Here is a 17,407-nt window from a genome sequence, read left to right on the forward strand (position 1 = left end):
TCGATAAACAAAGCGCATCAACAATCCCACCATTCCTATGGAATGATGATAATTCGTTGGTTAGATGGCGCTAAATTCAGTTTCATAAAACTACTTTTATATACTGTTGCTTAGTTGTCAACACAATGACTAATGGGCGATATCATCGTCATATCGCACCCATTAATAGTCTTAATGAGTGCTTATTCGTCTTGGTTATTTTGCTTTCTTTTTCGTCACTGTCGCTTCTGATAGCTTGCTTAGTACACCCGATACTTTCTTAACGACCTCGTCACAGCCATTGATCGCGTGACGCTCTACCAAGTAATTAGGATCGTTGTAAGACAACCATACTTTCTTATTAGAATCCTCAGTGACTAACACCTTCTGCGGTAAATCTATCGCGACTTCTTGAGCACATTGCATTAATGGTGTCCCTACTTTCGGGTTACCAAAGATGATGACTTCCGTTGGTCTCAATTCAAGATCGACCTTACTCGCGTTTTTCTGATGGTCGATTCTCGCAAACAAGGTCAAACCTTTGCTCTTGGCGATTTCTTCAAAGCGGTCAGCGGTCTCTTTCACTGAATAATTACTTTGGTATTTAATCAAACCATCAGAAGCCGCAGCTGAAAATGATGCCGAGAGTAAAATGGCGCATAGTGGTAGTAATTTTTTCATCGTCACCTCTGAGATTTAACCTAATCAAACTTACATTCATAGCGCCACTTCCAAATTCAGCGACGTAACCCATGTCAGTATAGACGCGATTCCATTCTCAGTTTGCAGAGAGGATCACTTTTCTAATGCGTCTTATTATCATCAGTTTAGGTGGAGATTTTTTCAAAAGTTAAACACACGATCAGTGCCACGACTTAGTCCCACATTTCTCACATTGGTATTCGTAATCACTGTCTACATAAAAACCGGGAACATTATGGTCACCTTTAAACAATAACGTCATCAGGTATTCCATCAACACGCCTAACTTCCATTGTTTCTTTTCAGATTCAGCGTCCGCTTTAGATTCAGCATCGGAAGCGCTAACAGCAAGGTGCGGGGTAAGTGCGTCGCACTGCTCACAGTGATAAGGGTGTTTAATATACTTATTATCAAGCATTTATATAAGCCAACTGATATTTATAAATTTGATACATACTAACAACTTATCACTCGGTTCTCGAACTTATTGTTGTCCACTAGAGTTTTATTAGAAAGAAATGAGACACAAGGTAAGTGCCATGCATCTTGAATCAGTTACCATCGAGATCTCCCTCATTGAGCCGCTAAAGCTATACTTACGCTAAGGTATGAAATTAGCTTTTACTTTAATAACCCTTTGTCTGCAGCGCCTTCAAGTTGTACTTCTAGTTCTTTCCATAGAGCACGACTGCCTTTAGAAATACGCTCGCCATTGAAGGTCAGTACTTTGTCTTTAGATACGTTGTGCTTCTTCCAGCTGTGACCACCACCATGGATGTTATGAAGCAAAGGCGGCACTCTATCGATCGCCTTACCAAATCTGGCTTCTGGTGACTCACCTGCTTCGAACTCAAGCCATAAATCCAAATACTCGATTCTTGAATGGCTCGGTAATGATTTCAGCAAGCGCTCAACGCAGTTTCTCTCTTTGAGCTTGTTTTCTGCGGTTTCACTGGCATAAATGATGGTGTCTCCGGCATCGATTTCCCCAAGATCATGAATCAGCAGCATCTTCATTACTCGCGTAATATCGATTTCTTCATTGGCATAGTCTTTCAACATGAGTGCGCTCAAACAGACGTGCCAACTGTGCTCAGCGGAGTTTTCATATCGATCCAATCCAACCGGTTTTGTCTGTCGATGAACATCCTTTAATTGTTCAATCTCGACCATGAATTGCAGAATGCCTTTGATTTCTTCCACGATGAGCTTCCTTAACTTAAGTTGATGATTTATCGGAGCTGAGAGTTAACTTAGCGACAAAGAAGCGTTACTCCCAATGAACCGACATTTTGTAATACGCAACACCCGATTTTTCAAATTCAGAGCCTTCTACAGCCATCCCAAACTTTTGATAAAAACCTAAAGCCGTTGTGCGCGCATCGCACCAAAAATATTGGATGTTTGATTCTTTGAGGTTAGAGATGGCATGATCAATCACGTTTGAACCGATTCCCTGCCCTTGGAATTCAGGCAGCGTGGCAAACTTTCTCAGCCTCGCTTCATTGCCTTGGATATAGATAGACGCGACACAAACCAACTGCTCACCAACAAACGCGCCGTAATGCGTTGCTTGTTCGTCATCTGGCACCATACAAAATGACATCGGTTTATCAGGCCAAAGCACTTGATGCCTAACCGGAAGTACCTCCGTCGCTGAAAGCTGTTTTATTTCCATATTATCTCCAATGTTCAGAAGCCTACGTAAGTATGCAAGCTTGAAATGAAGCAAATCCTTTTCAACATTAATTTACTATTGAGTAGTCTTGGCATACATTTCACAAACGACTTCGACGTTTAGAAAATTACTTGTGCGCCAAAAAGGCTGGCGTTCAAAACCTCGAGTTGCATTTCTTTGTTTGTAGCCATCCGGATTGCGACCAAAATAAGATGTTAACCTTGCCGTCATATCATTTTCGAGCGAAATTCCGCTAATCGAAATATCGTAACCGCCCTGACATGGAGATACCCATACCCTCCCATTAGCCCCACTCAAACTAATATTCTTTGTTGTTATTTGTTGCTGATGTAGAACCAAAGAAACTGGCAAACGTTTATTTAAATCAGACACTATTCTATTCATTAGGGCATAAAGAACTTCAACTTGATTCATTCGGGACCTCTAGTAACGACTAAACATTGAAACAGAATTGGATGACGCTACCATTTGAAATTATCTATTGCACCGTAAACAAAGAACTCAAATTTGATTTTTCAATACTTAGAGCTAAGTTGTAGCTCACATCCTAACTTTAGATATCAGCTATCTGTATTCCATTAAATGATAACGCTCTAATCCCTCTCCTTTTGTGAATGAGATAACAAAACCTTGCGACTGGTAAAAGCCAATAGCATGTTCATTGGCAGTCAAACACTTCAAAGTCAGATCAGTGTAATGTTGTTTGCAGGTATTGAGTAAAGCAGAGCCTACTCCAGAACGTAGCGTTCGCGGGCACACATAGAGGTGATGGATGAAACTCTCAGGTTCCCAAACAGAGGCAAAACCTAAAACCTTGTCGCCAGAAACAGCCACCCATATCTGCTCACCTTCTGTATCTAATTCGAAATCGGATAACTCAAAAGCGTCGGCATCAGCCCAATGAAAGGTGTCCTGTCTTGATTCTAGATAGAGCGCCTGTAAAGCGGTTAAATACTTGGGTTGATACCTTGTGACTTCCATGTCGCTCCTGCCTATCCGTATGACCAGAATTAAGGTTGTTGACTAAGCTTTTCTACCTGTTAGCCATAGGGTGTTCAGGGTTTAACTGAAGCAGATCCCACAAGTTACCGTAAAGATCTTCAAACACAGCAACGGTGCCGTAGCCTTGCTCTTTAGGCTCTCGGACAAAGTTAATGCCCAAAGACGTCATGCGTTCGTAATCACGCCAGAAATCATCGGTGTTTAAGAATAGGAATACGCGTCCACCAGCTTGGTTGCCGATGAAATCGAGTTGCTCTGGCTTGGAAGCTCTAGCAAGTAACAGGCTCACACCGGTTGAATTTGGTGGAGCAACAACAACCCAGCGCTTATCTTCTTCTGGCAGATACGTGTCTTCGATGAGATCAAACTTAAGCTTGTTTACATAGAAATCAAGCGCTTCATCGTAGTCTTTTACCACGAGTGCAATGTGAACAATATTCTGTTTCATAACATACCTTGTTGGGGTTTTAGCTGCAGGGAATGATGCCATGAAGCAGGTAAAGACACTAGGTGTCGCATCATAAATCGTAGTATCTCGTCCGTCACAATCTAAAAGGTATACATCATTTATAACTGCCAGAATCCGAGCTCGACGCCACCTTGAATGACAATGGCACACATCCCGTGACGTGGTAACTCCATTGGCGGCACCGCAACTTCGGCGCCTAGTTTCTCGGCTGCAGTTACTGCAGACTGAATATCCTCAACCAACGTGTAATGACGAACAGTTGGTTCTTCAGTTTCACGAAGCGGTGCTCGAATGCCAATTACCCCGCCATTAGATAGCTTTGCAGTGCGCGCCCCACCAAGGTTCACATCTGCACCACTGAATTTCACGTTGTAGAGCTGAGCGTATGTTGCACAAACGACATCGACCTCTGGGGTAACCACTTCAAGATATTGAACCTTCATCAAATTTCCTTCTCGTGTTCTTTAAGACTCTCAACCTGCATACAGCTGTGCAGGTGTTTCTCATCAATAATTTATTACTAAGCAATTCGACCGCGCATGATAAATTGCGGGCCTGCTGCGCCACCTAAATACTGTTGATTGATATCTTCGAAGCCGCCTTTCTTATAACAGTTGAATGCTGCCGGATTTTTGCAATTCACAGTTAAGTAAATCGACTCATACGCTGAGTAATTCGCTTTTAAATACGGAAACAAAGCCTTCACCGTGCCTGTTCCTAAACCTTTACCTTGCTGGTTTTTATCAAGCACAAAAGCTCTCAAGCCAATGCTTCCTTCAGGGCAGAATTCGTAGTGCTCTGCGTAAGCGATATCCAGCTTAAAGAAACCCACAACTTCGTTATCAGACTTAATCACGTGCAAGTGCGTCGTTTCACTGCCGTCTAATAAAAACTCTGCAGCTGTACCAGCGAACTTAACCTGTTCATCGGCGAGTTGGATGGCCTGAACTAACGCCACATGTGAATCTTCAAGCCTTTCGATAGTTATCATTGTTGTTCCTTCTGTATAACACGCACGAAAAACCGACTAGAGCTCATCGCTAGTGTCTCGAGAACCGTAGTTTGGGAAATGCAACCTTAGTACTCAGTTAATACGTTTAGTCCATCCAATAATTTAGAGCAAAGACCAGCATTTGGTATCCAACCAAAAGGTCATGACTTAATGAATATCTTGGCAGAGCCTAAAGAGATAACCGTCAGGAGTTTGAACGATGAACTGCTTCTGAGTCGCGATCGAATCCCCACATTGATAAGACTTTGACTCTAACGCTAAGTAAATAGAATCAGCGGCGCTTTCGTTAACTCTCTGATAAAGTGGTTCGATATCGATAACATCCCATTGGAAGTTAACACCACGCCCTAACGGAAACTCCAGATCACCTGAAAGCCATTTTCGACTTTTGCCCGCAATCCCTTCAAGCATCACATCAACACCGTCAAGCGTTAGATAAACAAACTCTTCATCTGAGCGCTCGTATTTCACTTCAAACCCCAACACATCGACAAAAAAGGATTTGCTCACATTAATATCGAAACAATAAAGCTCTGGAACTACTCGTAATGTCATGATTTACCTATTCACTAAATAGCGAGAGATTAGTAAGAATCTAATCAGGATTTCCACTCTAATATAGAGTTAATTAATCTGTGTACTTTAGCTAGCTTTATAAAGCCTTTCGTTAATCTCCCAAAGCGCGTTTCTGTTTGAGTCATATGTTAGAAGTTCAATAGCTTCTTGGTAGTCGCACCAACGGTAATCTGTGTGTTCACTTGATAGTTCAGGATCTTCTGTGACTTTAACTGAGAAGGAATGCTCAGGAATGACGAATGGATGCTCAGTCCAATTGTAATTCCCTGCATAAAAGACTTTTGGAAGCATGCACATTGAATCAAGCTGCTGCCAGTTATCACCGACTAACTGAGTTTCTTCAGAAAGCTCTCGTTTTGCTGCTTCAAGAATTGATTCATCATTTTCGCCACCACCGGATATTGCCTGCCATACACTATTGTCACTTCTGCGTACGATTAAAAACCGAGGTTTGGTGTCGACTATTTGATAGGGAAAGACTAAAACTTGAAAAGGTGCTCTCATTGATATGCCCTCCAATCGTTCACGTTTACGGCGCTAACTTCCCAAGGATGACCGGGTCGCTCAACAGATTCGTCAGAGGAAGAAACAATGGCTCAGGTAACTCATCTAGCTTAAACCATTTCCATTGCTTACATTTATCAGGCTCTGTCACCTGTGGTTTGCCGCTAGCATCAGAAGCCACAACAAACAGCGTTATATAGTGCTTGTTCTCTTTCTCAAAAATATCATTGGTAAAAGAGAGCTTTTCAAATCCACTAACAACGAGGCCAGTCTCTTCGAGTGTTTCGCGTTTGGCACACTCTTCAATGCTCTCACCCCATTCAAGGTGTCCGCCCGGCGTTGCCCACGTATGAGCTCCGTGAGAACCAATTCGCTCTCCAAGTAACACTCGCCCTTCACGTAGAATAACCGCAGCGATACCTACTCTTACTTCCTGACTCACTTAAAACTCCTTAATTCTTACCAAAAGACAAACGAACAGCTAAGTGACTAACAATGCCGAGATTACGCTCAAACTTACCACTAGCGCTAAGCCGAGTTAAATACCAAATGTTGAGAATGATCTCGTAAAGCTCTGTCGATCACACCCAAGGAAACACTTTTACTTGCTGCCATCTAGCCTTATAACCAGCGGTCATTTTGTTGTAGTTCGCTTCTGTCATTGCTCGCTTATTCGGTTTAATCAGCATATCAAACGCGTCCTCTACACCGTATGGTGCAAACAACTTGATATCGCCTGAATCATCCAGAGTAAACCCGATAGCAAGCGCAGAAAGCCAAGACTTGATACCTTGTTCAACACGATCGTATGGTTGAATCAAGCAACCGAACTTCTTAGCGTAACGCTCATGGATGGTCGCTTGGTTCTTTACATCCACGTCGACACGATGACTTAACCGCGAACGAATGCGGTTTTTGAATTCGTCCTCAGTGAGGGCTGATGCATTATTGAAATAGACAATATCTAAGTCTTTAACTTGGTCTAGAAGCGGTTTGTTTTCGATATCATTCCAGATTATTTGAGTGATGGCGCCGCCTGCAATATAGAAGTTTGGCAAACCCACCTCACGACATACGTTGGCTGTTTCGATTAGCTCAGGAACTTGTTGAATGAGGTTCTTTAGTTTTTGTTTATTCATCATTCCCTTTTTATCTAATCACGAATCGTACATTGCCCAACGGAAATAAGGTCTTTGACCATCCATTCGCTCAACCTTTGCACCCAACCTTTTGTAGAAATCATGCGCTTTCTTATTGTGCGGACTTGCCGTCCATGAGATGTGAGAGGCGGATGATGACTTCGCTTGTTAACAGACAAGAATGCCACCATTACAAATCAACTTGCTGCACCAATTAAGTTTTTTGTTTCGCAGACGTTATTGCTTGGGCTATTTTAGCCCTATGACTCGTTTCCCACTCAGCGAGTGTTAATGAAGCTTCGTCACTTGCTTTCTTTGAAGCCATTAGAAACACTTCATCTTTTCTTGATTTAGGAATAACGACAATACCCTCTACATCAGCAACAATGATATCTCCCGTATACACCTTTGCTCCCCCGCAAGTGATTGGAGCACCCAATTCAGAATAGACCTCTTTCTTTCCCGGTACTGGATGAACACCTTTCGCAAAAACTGGAAAATTCATATCTGAAATTTCATTCAAATCTCGAATGACACCATCAATAATAAAACCTTTGATACCTCGACTCTTAGCGACTGCGCATACATTACCGCCGGCTACTGCATATTCGCTATCAACTCCATCCACTACAATGATGGAACCTTTTGGTGCTTCGTATATGGCTGAATGAAGCATTAAATTATCACCAGACGTTAACTGGACAGTAAACGCTTCTCCAAAAATTGGCGGCATTCCCTGCCAAAGAGGACCAATACTAAAGTCAATAAAGTGCTCGTTACTTAGTATGTTTCCGTAATCGGTTGTCGCTAATTTAGAAAAATCTCGCTTCATATTTACTCTCCACTTTCAAAGTGGGCAAATACCTCTGCACCAGTCATATTATGTGTTTCATTTTTAAATTCGTAGTATTCGGGCTTTTCATCGATGAATATCTGATGAGTTAACTTGTAGTCATCCCCAGACATCAATAAACCGACAGGAAGGTGATACTGATTATTTGGCACTAAAAAGTAAAACAAATGAGTACCACATTTACCGCAGAACCCTCTCTCAGCCCAATCGGATGACTTATATCTCACTACATTTGATTCACCTGATATTTTGACGGAATCAGAGCAATCAATGACTAACATCGGACCGCCAGACCAATTTCTACACATACTACAATGACAAGCCCCCAATTCATTACTGGCGTACTCTACTTCCAACTCAACCGAGCCACATAGGCACTTTCCTTTACCTTTCATGAATCCTCCAATCTTTGCAATGTGTGTAAATGAATAGCAGATCACGCTTTTTATACCGATGACTTAATTAGAAAGGCTATTTTGTGTTCCCCTTCTCCGACAGATACGCGGCATACTTTTTAGAGATCCATTTATGAATATGAAGCCCTGTTTTACGAACAAGATACCAATCTATCGCAACTAGAATCACCAAACCGATTACAGTTCCCATTACAAAACCCCCATGCTCATTGAAATGCCACTCTACCAAATAGTTAAGAAAGGCACCGTGAACCTAAACTAGATATGGATAGTTACTTTAACTCAGGAAGAATGACGAGGCATAACGCTTAGCTACGCTGTAAGTGGATGTATGCCATGTCTGAGCGAAGCGAGTTCGGCACGCGTTTACGAATCAGATTTAGGCGCCTTGTTATATGTTTTACTTACTAATATGCCAAGCCATTACACCACTAGCAATAAGTAAAAATATACCAATCAATCCGACATTAACTGCAAAACTTACTTTATTCGTTTCGTCTTGAAAGTCATTGGTTCGGGACACAAGTTCACGATGAATCATTAACGATAAAAAGTCTTGATTAGCTGGATTGTTACCATCAAATGTAATGCCAGCCAATACAACAAGTAAAACCCCGGCATATGCAATGTAGTCAACCAAGTCTATTGTGGATAGGTAATCAAAAAAATTGCGAGAAATTAGCAGAGCTACCGAGATCACAACAAGATAAGCTAAAATCCCTTTGAGAAAACCCTTCATTGAAACTCCCTGTACATATAACAGCTATCAAACAGAAAAATTCTGCACTTAACTCCAGAATAATTTTGTCTAGTTTCTAAGATAGATAAGTAATATACAACTAAGCCATTGCATAACAATGACTTATGTCACAGCTAATTTCAGGCGTGTGAAAAGTCGCTTACTTTAATTCATCGGGAATGCGACGATCTTTGTGGTAATACTCTCGGTCGCGTTCGTTGATTTCGCGTACCACTTTGCATGGGTTGCCGACTGCGACGACATTGGCTGGGATGTCTTTGGTGACGATGCTCCCTGCCCCTATTACTGAGTTTTCACCAATAGTGACACCGGGAAGTACGACGGTGTGTGCGCCAAGCCATACGTTGTTGCCAATACGAACGGGGATATTGAACTGCGCTGCTTTTAGCCTGAGTTCTGGGCTGATGGGATGTGTGCCAGTGGCGATGGTCACGTTAGGCGCAATCATCACGTTGTCGCCGATGAATACGTCTGTGTCGTCGACCAGAGTTAAATTGAAGTTCACGTATACGTTGTTGCCTAGGTGCGTGTGACGCCCCCAGTTCGCATGTAGTGGTGGTTCAATGTAGCAGCCCTCACCGACTTCGGCGAACAACTGCTTCATGATCTGTTGTCGTTTATTACCTTCGCTCGGGCGAGTGTGGTTGAAATCGTATAGCACTTCTAAGCATTGAGTTTGCTCAGCAACCAAATCAACGTCGTCACAGTAGTAAACGTCTTGGCTGTGCATTTTAGCCTTTATATCCATGTTTGAACCTATTTGATCATTGCCTTATGTCGGCAGAAATAAAGAAACAGACGGATAATTTGAAGTTTTCACTGGCCTCAATGCAAGTTGGATGCATTAACGCGGCCTGATGTTTTCAGCCACACGCCACAGCACACCACTTGGGTCAGTGATACAAAACTCAAGCATTCCCCAAGGCTGTTCAACAACCTCGGAAACGGTAACTTCAAAATCCGACACTACATTAGAGTTTTGGATGTTTTGATACCAACTTTTTACGTCTTCAACCAGCAAGTGCATCATGTAATTTTGACAGTGCGCAGGTTCATAAAAGTTTTGCAGAAGGAACGCACAACTGCCGTGTCGTAGGTAGGCGATATCGTGAAATTCAGACATCACTTCGAAGCCGATTGACTGGTAAAAACGCTTAGATAAATCGAAGTCTTTCGCGGGCACGAAAGACTTAATTTCTGAGACTTTGAGGTTTTCCATCCTACATCCTTATAGTGCTGATATTCTGGTCCTGACACGCTTAACGCTTTAAGTGGTTACAGCGTTTATTCAGAGTCTTGCTGAAATGAGTCGACTTCGGCTTTAGTTAGATAACGCCACTGGCCTGCTTCAACATCTAAACGAACATCACCAATCTGTTCACGGTGAAGGCCAACAACTCGGTTTCCTACCGCAGCAAACATTCGTTTTACTTGATGAAACTTACCTTCTGTAATGGTCAACAGCACTTCTTTACTGGTAATCACTTCGAGTTCTGCCGGACGCGTCAGATTTTGTTCGCCCTGCAATTTAACGCCCGCTTTGAACTTGTCAGCGACATCATCTTTGATATCTCGTGACAATGTCACGCGATACACCTTCTTACATGACTTGGTTGGCAGAGTGATGTTGAATGACCATCGCCCATCATCGGTAATCAAGACTAAGCCTGTGGTGTCTACATCTAAGCGTCCTGCGATGTGCAGTTCTGATGCTTTGTCTATCTCGATGTAGTTGAACAGTGAAGGATAAACTTCATCGATATTAGAGCAGATAGTATCCGCAGGCTTGTGCATTAGGAGGTATCGAAATTCTCGCAACTTAAGCGGAGTGCCATTTAACAAGATGGTGTTGCTTTCATGAACCTGAGTCGATTCATCGGTGACCGTCTCACTGTTTACGTTCACCTCGCCATTATGGATGCGTTCAATTGCTTCAGGCTTGGTTAGTTCAGTGCTTTTACATAGGTATTTATCAAGGCGCATTAATCGTCAGCACCACATTTTGCGCATGGCTTATAAGTACGTTCGCCTTGAGCAATCACCACATAGTCTCGAACGCAGTTATCACATAGCGCCAATTTTGGGTAAGCGTCTTTCTGTTTCTTTGCGTTGATGTCGCCTTCGGTGGTGTATACGGTTCTCATTTTTATGCCTTGTTTTAATAACTTGCTAGGCGCAAATTGTATCACTGTTTACAGCCTTGTTTGGAGTGGTGGTGCATAGATAAATTGATTTTAAGCACCGCCATTCCAAGATCCCTCCCCGTAACGGCTTAACCATGAACAACAAAGTCAACGTGCCACGGCTATCAGTGGTAAAATGATAAAAGCTCACCAACTTATGAAGTCGATAATGAAAGATTGTAATCAATGCGGAAAATGCTGTATCAAATACGGAGATGGCGACCTTGCCGCGACTCAAGAAGAGATCGATTTGTGGGAGTTGTTCAACCCAGACATCTTTGAATATGTTCGAGGAAGCGAGATCTGGTTCGACCCTGTATCTGGCGAACGTTTAACTCGCTGCCCTTTTCTGGAGCTGGTTCCGACGAAAGACACCAAGGCTCAAGCCAAGTACACATGTAGCATTTACTTAGACCGACCAGAAGATTGCCGACACTACCCAAGCCTAATTAATGAGATGGTACGAGATGAGTGTGAAATGATTGAGGTGGTGGATTTACAAGACACGAAGAAAGCTCAAAGGAAACTCGACCTGTTGATGAAAGACAGCCGCCCTTCAAGCTATTCGTAAGCGATGATCTTTTGAAGATCAATCTTCAGTATTAGCTAGTAGCCGCTAAAACCTTAAGCCAAATACTGGTTCGCTTCTAACCAATCAAGCGCAACCAGTGCCGCCAATGAGCATACCGCTCTGTCGTTGCCATCCACAAACTTAAGCTCTTCAATTTCGGCATCCGGAGACAGTTCGCCAGTATAATCAGCAAGATAGCAAGTCAATTGCACCGATACGCCTTCCGCTTTGCCATCAGCTTGGCCTGTAAACGTCTCGACGTATTTGATGGAATCAGGCACTAAATCGACTGAGATCTCTTCTTTGATTTCGCGAACCAGTGCTTGCTCGTCACTTTCGCCAGCTTCACGCTTACCACCCGGTAGATAGAACAGTTCTTTGCCTTTTGATCTCACCATCAACAACTTGCCGTCTTTGATGAATATCCAAGCCAGCTTATCAATTACCTTATTCATGTTCTTAGACCTTGTTATTGTGTTTATTATTTTGGTTAGCACAACGTATCGCGCTAGGCGTATATTACATCCAGCAGTGAACATATTCTATTGAATCGAATAGGAAATATCATCGCCAAAACGAAAAATAACAGCTTTCGAGACAATGCTCGTCTACTGTCATTGGCGTTGTTTACTGATTGTTCGTTAGCTGTTCGCGAATATTATCAATCGACCAACCACTTAAGCGCAGAATCGTGGTCTTCGAATGACTTGATCTCACCAGACACAAACCAACTGCCGACTTTTGATGCCATTTCTTGCCAGCTTTTGTCACCATAAATCGCGATTTTGTCTATCTTCGAATTGAGCTCTAATCCCAGTTTGAAATCATCCCAAGCAGCACGTAACTCCCAACCCGTTAAGGTGGAGATGTCGACCAGCATCTTGAGTTTCGATGAATCGAGTTCTTCTAGCGTGGTATTTAGAATTGGCATCATTGCTTGATAGTCATCGTGTGTGAGTTTGCCTTTCGCTTTGAACACAACAATGGTTTCACCGCTAACACGTTCAATTCCAACCGATATTCCGTGACGTTCGATATTCATAGCCTAGCCCTCATAGTGGAAACTAGACTTAGCTTAGAGGATTAAACAGCAAAGAGATGAGAGGTTTACGTCAAAACGGACAAGCGCTTTATCTGAACTTAATATCAGAGAGTTAATCGCGCTACTCCAACAGTTCGCTTAGGGATTGAACTTGTACGATACCTGGATGCTGTGACTTAAGCTCAGCACCTTCCGTGTTCAACCACACCGCTTGCAAACCCGCTTCAAGTGCTGGGTAAATGTCTTTCTCTAGAGTGTCGCCTACCATGGTGATCTCTTGTGGTGAAACACCGAGCTTAGAAATAATGGCAGGATAGAACCCCGGCTCAAACTTAGAAAAGCCAATGCTCGCCTTACAAAAGTAACCCAAGATATATTGAGATAGGCCAACGCGTTCAAAGGCACGAATGATGTCGTCTTTACTGGAATCACCAGCATTGGTGGCAACATAGACTTGATGATTTTTGAAGAGTTCAGCCAGTAATGCACGAGCACCGCTCACTTCTTGTACGGTTTCCCAGTCACACATCTTCCCTTGTGCGTCTGGGAAGTCGACCATCAGCGTATTGCCCCAGTCGAATAAGACTATTTCTGTTAATTCGATTAGCTTTGTCATCTTGCCTCCTGCATACGATGAATTATCTAATGTTTAAGCGAGCCTATAAAAACTTCTCGGACGGTTAGGCTCATTATGGACAACCTTGTTACTGTTTATGGAGCACGATCTTCTAAACACAAAATACCCTTTATTGATAAACCACTTTGAAACGCTCCAACATAAGTAACATGTCTTCACTTGGTGAGATCTTGAGCTCTTCACATTCACGAGAGAAGAAGTTCCAGTGAGCTTCTTTCCACCATTCGAGTGTTTTGTCACCCTCGCCTTCGGCAGCAGCAAACTCCGCCGTCACTTCGTTATATTTGCACTGTGAGACTGAAGTGATCTCTACAATGCAAACTGGCTTGCCATCCCAGTCAGTGACGACTTGCAAGTGACCAACTACTGGTCTCGTCTCGCCTTCATGGCTGTACCAATATTCAAGGCTGCAAGACGCTTGTTTTTCACCCTTGAGAATTAACTGGGCGCAGAGGTTGGCGTTGTATTCATCAGCACAGTAATAGTCGGCACTAAAAGAGGTGTATTGCGAAGCAACGTCTGCTGGTAATGTGTTGAGGTAGCTATCAAGATAAGCTTTGCTTCTTTCTTCCATGATCTTTCCAAATTCAATATCAGGTTGAGCCGATAAACACTTATAGATTAAGCATCTGGCTGCATTGGGAGTAACCTATCAAGTCAGGTTATAGCTGTAAACCGAGTGAATATCAAAATGTGGGCTGAGAAAGAAGAATATAGGTAGGATTTCGAGGCCAGTACAAGGAGATCCAAAAAGTGAAAGAAGAGCCAAAAGCACCTTTAGTCGGTGCTTTTGGCTCTTAGTATCTCGTTACTAATAGCTCGTAACTGACGGGGCATTAACGGTTCAAGAAGTCGACCGCTTTGTCTGGGAAGTCGGTAAACACACCATCAACTTTGACTTGGTTGTAGAAGACATCCAACATGCCATCAAAGTTATCAGCATAAGCTGGGATTCTTCCTGGGTCAGCACGGAACGTGTACGGGTGAACATCTAAGCCCGCGTCTTTTGCTGACTTCATTAACGGTTTAATAATGATGTTATCTTTGGTCGATGCATCGTCCACCAACATTGGCTTCCAAGGGCCTATTCCTTCCGCATAAGTCGCCACTTTATCCATGCCACCAGCTTCAAACATCCAGTCATAACTGTACGGCGTTGCTTTGTCACCTTGGTACGTCATGGTTTCATTCCAATCTGTATAAGCCATCAACTGAACGAGCTTAAGATCCATTTCCATCACTGGCATGAGCTCATCGTTAATGCGTTGAAGTTCATTGGCGTCAAAACACTGCAAATACACTTTGTCGTCTTTTGATAGGTAACCATATTGATGCAAGGTTGCAAGCACAGCTTTTGAGATATCTTTGCCTTCGTGACGATGGAACCAAGGTGCTTTAATTTCAGGATAGATGCCCACGTCATAACCTAAGGTCTTATTTAGGCCTTGGATCAGCTCGATTTCTTCTGCAAAGGTAGCGACACGGAAATCAGACTGCCACATTGGGAAGCGCGTTGGGTACCCTGCCACTCTGTTGCCTTGTTCATCTAACTTAAAGCCTTCGGTCACCTTTAATGATTTGATCTCAGCGAGCGTAAAATCAATCGCGTAGTAACGGCCATCTGAACGAGCACGTGTTGGAAAGCGATCCGCGACATCGGTGACTCGGTCTAGATAATGATCATGCAAAACCACCAATTGGTCGTCTTTGGTCATCACGACATCTTGTTCGATGTAGTCGGGTTTCATTGCGTAAGCGAGCGCTTTAGCGGGTAAAGTGTGTTCAGGTAAATAACCAGAAGCGCCGCGATGCGCAATCACTAAAGGATCTGCTAATGCATTTGCAGATAAGCTTAGTGCTTATAAGGTCAGAGACAGTGACGTTGTTTTCATTATTGTTTCCCTTGATAAAACAGAAGCAGGATATACCTGCCTCTGTTGTTATTTATAGATGTGATTCAGTAAATACACTACTGAGCTAGCGCTTCTCTCTCTCGTTCGAGATCTTTTTGTTTATGGTGCGCACGCTCACCTAAGAAGGCGTAAAGCAGACAGATGATTGAAGCCACACAAGCGCCGACCAAAATAATGAAGCCGCCATCCCAGCCGTAATGGTCAACCATAAAGCCGAGTATTGCGTTCGCAGCAACCGCGCCACCTAAGTAACCAAACAAACCCGTTAGACCAGCCGCTGTACCCGCTGCTTTCTTAGGCGCAAGTTCCAGTGCATACAAACCGATCAGCATTACAGGACCATAGATAAGGAAACCAATCGCAACCAGTGCCAGCATATCAACCGTTGGGTTACCTGCTGGATTCAGCCAATATACCAACACAGCGACTGTCACTAGAACCATGAACAAGATACCTGCAGGTGCACGTCGGCCTTTGAATAACTTATCTGAAATCCAACCACACAATAAGGTGCCAGGGATACCTGCCCACTCATACAAGAAGTAAGCCCAAGATGATTTATCTACAGAGAAGTCTTTTGCTTCTTTTAAGTAAACTGGAGCCCAATCGAGTACGCCATAGCGGATAAGGTAAACAAACGCATTGGCAATAGCGATTGACCACAACAGTTTGTTAGAGAAAACGTACTTAAAGAAGATCTCTTTCGCCGTCATTTCTTTCTCATGAGACGTATCGTAGTCGTCTGGGTAATCGTCTTTATGTTCTTCAATCGGTGGTAAGCCGCAAGATTGAGGTGTATCTCTTACAGTAAACCAAACAAAGACAGCAACGAGAGTGGCAAAAAATGCAGGAACATAAAAAGCGGTTCGCCAATCGTCGTTAAAAGCCCACAGCCCCAACAAGAACATTGGGCCAATCAAACCGCCACCCACGTTGTGAGCAACGTTCCATACTGACACTATCTCACCACGTTCTTTTCGTGACCACCAGTGGACCATGGTTCATCCACAAGCTGGCCAACCCATACCTTGGAACCAACCATTCAAGAACAGCAGGATAAACATCGCAGTGATGCTGCCTGTTGCCCAAGGCATAAAGCCAAAGCAGAACATCACCAGTGCCGACATTAACAAGCCACCGCTGAGGAAGTAACGAGGGTTAGAACGGTCAGAAACACTGCCCATTAAGAACTTAGATAAGCCGTAAGCGATAGATACCGCCGCTAATGCAACCCCTAGTTCTCCACGGCTAAAACCTTGTTCAATGAGATAAGGCATCGCCAAACTAAAGTTTTTACGGACTAAGTAGTACCCCGCATAGCCAACGAAGATGCCAAGAAACAGCTGCCATCGTAGTCGTGTGTAGGTGCTATCGATCTTATCTGATGACAAGCGATCGATATGCGCCATAGGTTTGAATATTCCAAACATAGGAACCTCATAATTATTGGGCGAAGGAAGAATTTAAATGCTCGAACGAAAAAATTTAGCGCTCATTCGAAATCAAGGGAATTGTATGTGCTTCAGGATTAATTTCTGTGATAGAGGTAGTTATTAACAAAAAATAACTTTAAATACAGCATATTAGTTTCATTTAATTAGACTGCGCTTCATATTTTTGTTTGTATCTGTTTAATTAAACATCAGAACTTTCGAGTACGAATAAATCCAAAAAGAGCGAGCGAACATAAATCAACCAACAACAACTTTGTTATTACTGCGAATGCATAGTGAATAACAACAATTTTGGTTGAATCTGTGGAGTTATGAAGGTGGTTTGGGCTATTGGTTAAAGAAGTTCGCTAAAATCAATGCAAACAAAAAGGGTCTAGATTTCTCTAGACCCTTTTAGGTAATAACGCTTGGTGGCTTGATGTTGGCTAATTAAGCAAACATTAGCTAATTACTCGAAGTATTAGCTAGCCACACGACGTGATTATGCGTCGATGTA

26 protein-coding genes and 3 pseudogenes are annotated in these 17,407 nt (G+C 43.0%); 1 reads left to right on the plus strand and 28 read right to left on the minus strand.

Features of this window, described 5'->3' with window-relative positions; all coding sequences use genetic code 11:
• Positions 1 to 195: 195 nt before the first annotated feature.
• The 22 genes and pseudogenes from AB4323_RS09065 to AB4323_RS09170 form a co-directional block, all read right to left on the minus strand.
• Entirely contained in the window at positions 196 to 660 is a 465-nt protein-coding gene (locus AB4323_RS09065) for a DUF302 domain-containing protein (protein WP_102333304.1), read from the minus strand.
• 181 nt (positions 661 to 841) lie between these two features.
• Positions 842 to 1,099: a hypothetical protein gene (locus AB4323_RS09070; RefSeq protein WP_065583644.1), complete on the minus strand. Its 258-nt coding sequence runs from the start codon at positions 1,097 to 1,099 to the stop codon at positions 842 to 844.
• Positions 1,100 to 1,302: 203 nt separating this feature from the next.
• Entirely contained in the window at positions 1,303 to 1,884 is a 582-nt protein-coding gene (locus AB4323_RS09075; RefSeq protein ID WP_102333303.1) for an HD domain-containing protein, read from the minus strand.
• Between the two features lie 67 nt (positions 1,885 to 1,951).
• Positions 1,952 to 2,359 (minus strand): GNAT family N-acetyltransferase, encoded by a 408-nt coding sequence (locus AB4323_RS09080; protein ID WP_102333302.1) that lies wholly within the window; start codon positions 2,357 to 2,359, stop codon positions 1,952 to 1,954.
• A 75-nt stretch (positions 2,360 to 2,434) separates the two neighbouring features.
• Positions 2,435 to 2,794, minus strand: coding sequence for a histidine kinase (locus AB4323_RS09085; RefSeq protein ID WP_102333301.1), 360 nt, complete (start codon positions 2,792 to 2,794; stop codon positions 2,435 to 2,437).
• A 150-nt stretch (positions 2,795 to 2,944) separates the two neighbouring features.
• Positions 2,945 to 3,361, minus strand: a complete 417-nt coding sequence (locus AB4323_RS09090) for a GNAT family N-acetyltransferase (protein WP_102333300.1) — start codon at positions 3,359 to 3,361, stop codon at positions 2,945 to 2,947.
• A 52-nt stretch (positions 3,362 to 3,413) separates the two neighbouring features.
• Entirely contained in the window at positions 3,414 to 3,830 is a 417-nt protein-coding gene (locus tag AB4323_RS09095) for a VOC family protein (RefSeq protein WP_017061801.1), read from the minus strand.
• A gap of 119 nt (positions 3,831 to 3,949) precedes the next feature.
• On the minus strand, positions 3,950 to 4,294 hold the full coding sequence (locus tag AB4323_RS09100; RefSeq protein WP_017061800.1) for a VOC family protein: 345 nt from the start codon (positions 4,292 to 4,294) through the stop codon (positions 3,950 to 3,952).
• A gap of 77 nt (positions 4,295 to 4,371) precedes the next feature.
• The gene (locus AB4323_RS09105) at positions 4,372 to 4,842 is read right to left on the minus strand and encodes a GNAT family N-acetyltransferase (protein WP_017070703.1); all 471 of its coding nucleotides are present in this window, start codon (positions 4,840 to 4,842) and stop codon (positions 4,372 to 4,374) included.
• A 168-nt stretch (positions 4,843 to 5,010) separates the two neighbouring features.
• Positions 5,011 to 5,418: a VOC family protein gene (locus AB4323_RS09110; RefSeq protein ID WP_102333299.1), complete on the minus strand. Its 408-nt coding sequence runs from the start codon at positions 5,416 to 5,418 to the stop codon at positions 5,011 to 5,013.
• 87 nt (positions 5,419 to 5,505) lie between these two features.
• Positions 5,506 to 5,943 carry an NUDIX pyrophosphatase gene (locus AB4323_RS09115; RefSeq protein ID WP_102333298.1) on the minus strand — a complete coding sequence of 146 codons (438 nt, stop codon included), beginning with the start codon at positions 5,941 to 5,943 and terminating at the stop codon, positions 5,506 to 5,508.
• Positions 5,944 to 5,968: 25 nt separating this feature from the next.
• Positions 5,969 to 6,385: an NUDIX hydrolase gene (locus AB4323_RS09120; RefSeq protein WP_102333297.1), complete on the minus strand. Its 417-nt coding sequence runs from the start codon at positions 6,383 to 6,385 to the stop codon at positions 5,969 to 5,971.
• Positions 6,386 to 6,524: 139 nt separating this feature from the next.
• Positions 6,525 to 7,082, minus strand: a complete 558-nt coding sequence (locus tag AB4323_RS09125; protein WP_102333296.1) for a nucleotidyltransferase family protein — start codon at positions 7,080 to 7,082, stop codon at positions 6,525 to 6,527.
• 18 nt (positions 7,083 to 7,100) lie between these two features.
• Positions 7,101 to 7,250 (minus strand): annotated as a pseudogene (locus AB4323_RS09130) (GNAT family N-acetyltransferase); the annotation flags it as partial.
• 46 nt (positions 7,251 to 7,296) lie between these two features.
• Complete coding sequence (locus AB4323_RS09135) at positions 7,297 to 7,914, minus strand: RraA family protein (RefSeq protein WP_102333295.1); 618 nt, start codon at positions 7,912 to 7,914, stop codon at positions 7,297 to 7,299.
• A 2-nt stretch (positions 7,915 to 7,916) separates the two neighbouring features.
• Positions 7,917 to 8,330 carry a GFA family protein gene (locus AB4323_RS09140; RefSeq protein WP_017068325.1) on the minus strand — a complete coding sequence of 138 codons (414 nt, stop codon included), beginning with the start codon at positions 8,328 to 8,330 and terminating at the stop codon, positions 7,917 to 7,919.
• Positions 8,331 to 8,406: 76 nt separating this feature from the next.
• Entirely contained in the window at positions 8,407 to 8,541 is a 135-nt protein-coding gene (locus AB4323_RS09145) for a hypothetical protein (RefSeq protein ID WP_017091388.1), read from the minus strand.
• 210 nt (positions 8,542 to 8,751) lie between these two features.
• Positions 8,752 to 9,090 (minus strand): hypothetical protein, encoded by a 339-nt coding sequence (locus tag AB4323_RS09150; RefSeq protein WP_017090233.1) that lies wholly within the window; start codon positions 9,088 to 9,090, stop codon positions 8,752 to 8,754.
• 160 nt (positions 9,091 to 9,250) lie between these two features.
• Complete coding sequence (locus AB4323_RS09155) at positions 9,251 to 9,859, minus strand: sugar O-acetyltransferase (protein ID WP_102566241.1); 609 nt, start codon at positions 9,857 to 9,859, stop codon at positions 9,251 to 9,253.
• Positions 9,860 to 9,955: 96 nt separating this feature from the next.
• Complete coding sequence (locus AB4323_RS09160) at positions 9,956 to 10,330, minus strand: VOC family protein (protein ID WP_372102169.1); 375 nt, start codon at positions 10,328 to 10,330, stop codon at positions 9,956 to 9,958.
• Between the two features lie 65 nt (positions 10,331 to 10,395).
• Positions 10,396 to 11,094, minus strand: coding sequence for a pseudouridine synthase (locus AB4323_RS09165; RefSeq protein ID WP_372102170.1), 699 nt, complete (start codon positions 11,092 to 11,094; stop codon positions 10,396 to 10,398).
• The gene (locus AB4323_RS09170; RefSeq protein WP_012604036.1) at positions 11,094 to 11,255 is read right to left on the minus strand and encodes a hypothetical protein; all 162 of its coding nucleotides are present in this window, start codon (positions 11,253 to 11,255) and stop codon (positions 11,094 to 11,096) included. Before AB4323_RS09170 ends, AB4323_RS09165 begins: the two co-directional genes overlap by 1 nt.
• A 208-nt stretch (positions 11,256 to 11,463) precedes the next feature.
• Between AB4323_RS09170 and AB4323_RS09175 the strand changes: the two genes are divergently transcribed.
• Complete coding sequence (locus AB4323_RS09175; protein WP_171733309.1) at positions 11,464 to 11,865, plus strand: YkgJ family cysteine cluster protein; 402 nt, start codon at positions 11,464 to 11,466, stop codon at positions 11,863 to 11,865.
• Between the two features lie 53 nt (positions 11,866 to 11,918).
• Here the strand turns inward: AB4323_RS09175 and AB4323_RS09180 are convergent, their stop codons facing one another.
• The 6 genes and pseudogenes from AB4323_RS09180 to glpT form a co-directional block, all read right to left on the minus strand.
• Complete coding sequence (locus AB4323_RS09180) at positions 11,919 to 12,320, minus strand: NUDIX domain-containing protein (RefSeq protein ID WP_017097423.1); 402 nt, start codon at positions 12,318 to 12,320, stop codon at positions 11,919 to 11,921.
• Positions 12,321 to 12,526: 206 nt separating this feature from the next.
• Positions 12,527 to 12,907, minus strand: coding sequence for an STAS/SEC14 domain-containing protein (locus AB4323_RS09185; RefSeq protein WP_017068319.1), 381 nt, complete (start codon positions 12,905 to 12,907; stop codon positions 12,527 to 12,529).
• 121 nt (positions 12,908 to 13,028) lie between these two features.
• Positions 13,029 to 13,523, minus strand: coding sequence for an HAD family hydrolase (locus tag AB4323_RS09190; protein WP_372152219.1), 495 nt, complete (start codon positions 13,521 to 13,523; stop codon positions 13,029 to 13,031).
• A gap of 130 nt (positions 13,524 to 13,653) precedes the next feature.
• Positions 13,654 to 14,118 carry an ASCH domain-containing protein gene (locus AB4323_RS09195; protein ID WP_017059207.1) on the minus strand — a complete coding sequence of 155 codons (465 nt, stop codon included), beginning with the start codon at positions 14,116 to 14,118 and terminating at the stop codon, positions 13,654 to 13,656.
• 262 nt (positions 14,119 to 14,380) lie between these two features.
• Positions 14,381 to 15,436 (minus strand): annotated as a pseudogene (gene glpQ / locus AB4323_RS09200) (glycerophosphodiester phosphodiesterase).
• A gap of 77 nt (positions 15,437 to 15,513) precedes the next feature.
• Positions 15,514 to 16,887, minus strand: a pseudogene (glpT, locus tag AB4323_RS09205) (glycerol-3-phosphate transporter).
• Positions 16,888 to 17,407: the final 520 nt, after the last annotated feature.

Origin of the sequence: Vibrio sp. 10N.261.52.C11 (assembly GCF_041471405.1) — a bacterium.
GTDB lineage: Bacteria > Pseudomonadota > Gammaproteobacteria > Enterobacterales > Vibrionaceae > Vibrio > Vibrio crassostreae_C.

Coding starts and splice junctions, on each gene's coding strand:
- AB4323_RS09065 (WP_102333304.1), bottom strand. CDS start 660: ATGAAAAAATTACTACCACTATGCGCCATTTTACTCTCGGCATCATTT.
- AB4323_RS09070 (WP_065583644.1), bottom strand. CDS start 1,099: ATGCTTGATAATAAGTATATTAAACACCCTTATCACTGTGAGCAGTGC.
- AB4323_RS09080 (WP_102333302.1), bottom strand. CDS start 2,359: ATGGAAATAAAACAGCTTTCAGCGACGGAGGTACTTCCGGTTAGGCAT.
- AB4323_RS09085 (WP_102333301.1), bottom strand. CDS start 2,794: ATGAATCAAGTTGAAGTTCTTTATGCCCTAATGAATAGAATAGTGTCT.
- AB4323_RS09090 (WP_102333300.1), bottom strand. CDS start 3,361: ATGGAAGTCACAAGGTATCAACCCAAGTATTTAACCGCTTTACAGGCG.
- AB4323_RS09095 (WP_017061801.1), bottom strand. CDS start 3,830: ATGAAACAGAATATTGTTCACATTGCACTCGTGGTAAAAGACTACGAT.
- AB4323_RS09100 (WP_017061800.1), bottom strand. CDS start 4,294: ATGAAGGTTCAATATCTTGAAGTGGTTACCCCAGAGGTCGATGTCGTT.
- AB4323_RS09105 (WP_017070703.1), bottom strand. CDS start 4,842: ATGATAACTATCGAAAGGCTTGAAGATTCACATGTGGCGTTAGTTCAG.
- AB4323_RS09110 (WP_102333299.1), bottom strand. CDS start 5,418: ATGACATTACGAGTAGTTCCAGAGCTTTATTGTTTCGATATTAATGTG.
- AB4323_RS09115 (WP_102333298.1), bottom strand. CDS start 5,943: ATGAGAGCACCTTTTCAAGTTTTAGTCTTTCCCTATCAAATAGTCGAC.
- AB4323_RS09125 (WP_102333296.1), bottom strand. CDS start 7,082: ATGAATAAACAAAAACTAAAGAACCTCATTCAACAAGTTCCTGAGCTA.
- AB4323_RS09135 (WP_102333295.1), bottom strand. CDS start 7,914: ATGAAGCGAGATTTTTCTAAATTAGCGACAACCGATTACGGAAACATA.
- AB4323_RS09140 (WP_017068325.1), bottom strand. CDS start 8,330: ATGAAAGGTAAAGGAAAGTGCCTATGTGGCTCGGTTGAGTTGGAAGTA.
- AB4323_RS09145 (WP_017091388.1), bottom strand. CDS start 8,541: ATGGGAACTGTAATCGGTTTGGTGATTCTAGTTGCGATAGATTGGTAT.
- AB4323_RS09150 (WP_017090233.1), bottom strand. CDS start 9,090: ATGAAGGGTTTTCTCAAAGGGATTTTAGCTTATCTTGTTGTGATCTCG.
- AB4323_RS09155 (WP_102566241.1), bottom strand. CDS start 9,859: ATGGATATAAAGGCTAAAATGCACAGCCAAGACGTTTACTACTGTGAC.
- AB4323_RS09160 (WP_372102169.1), bottom strand. CDS start 10,330: ATGGAAAACCTCAAAGTCTCAGAAATTAAGTCTTTCGTGCCCGCGAAA.
- AB4323_RS09165 (WP_372102170.1), bottom strand. CDS start 11,094: ATGCGCCTTGATAAATACCTATGTAAAAGCACTGAACTAACCAAGCCT.
- AB4323_RS09170 (WP_012604036.1), bottom strand. CDS start 11,255: ATGAGAACCGTATACACCACCGAAGGCGACATCAACGCAAAGAAACAG.
- AB4323_RS09175 (WP_171733309.1), top strand. CDS start 11,464: ATGAAAGATTGTAATCAATGCGGAAAATGCTGTATCAAATACGGAGAT.
- AB4323_RS09180 (WP_017097423.1), bottom strand. CDS start 12,320: ATGAATAAGGTAATTGATAAGCTGGCTTGGATATTCATCAAAGACGGC.
- AB4323_RS09185 (WP_017068319.1), bottom strand. CDS start 12,907: ATGAATATCGAACGTCACGGAATATCGGTTGGAATTGAACGTGTTAGC.
- AB4323_RS09190 (WP_372152219.1), bottom strand. CDS start 13,523: ATGACAAAGCTAATCGAATTAACAGAAATAGTCTTATTCGACTGGGGC.
- AB4323_RS09195 (WP_017059207.1), bottom strand. CDS start 14,118: ATGGAAGAAAGAAGCAAAGCTTATCTTGATAGCTACCTCAACACATTA.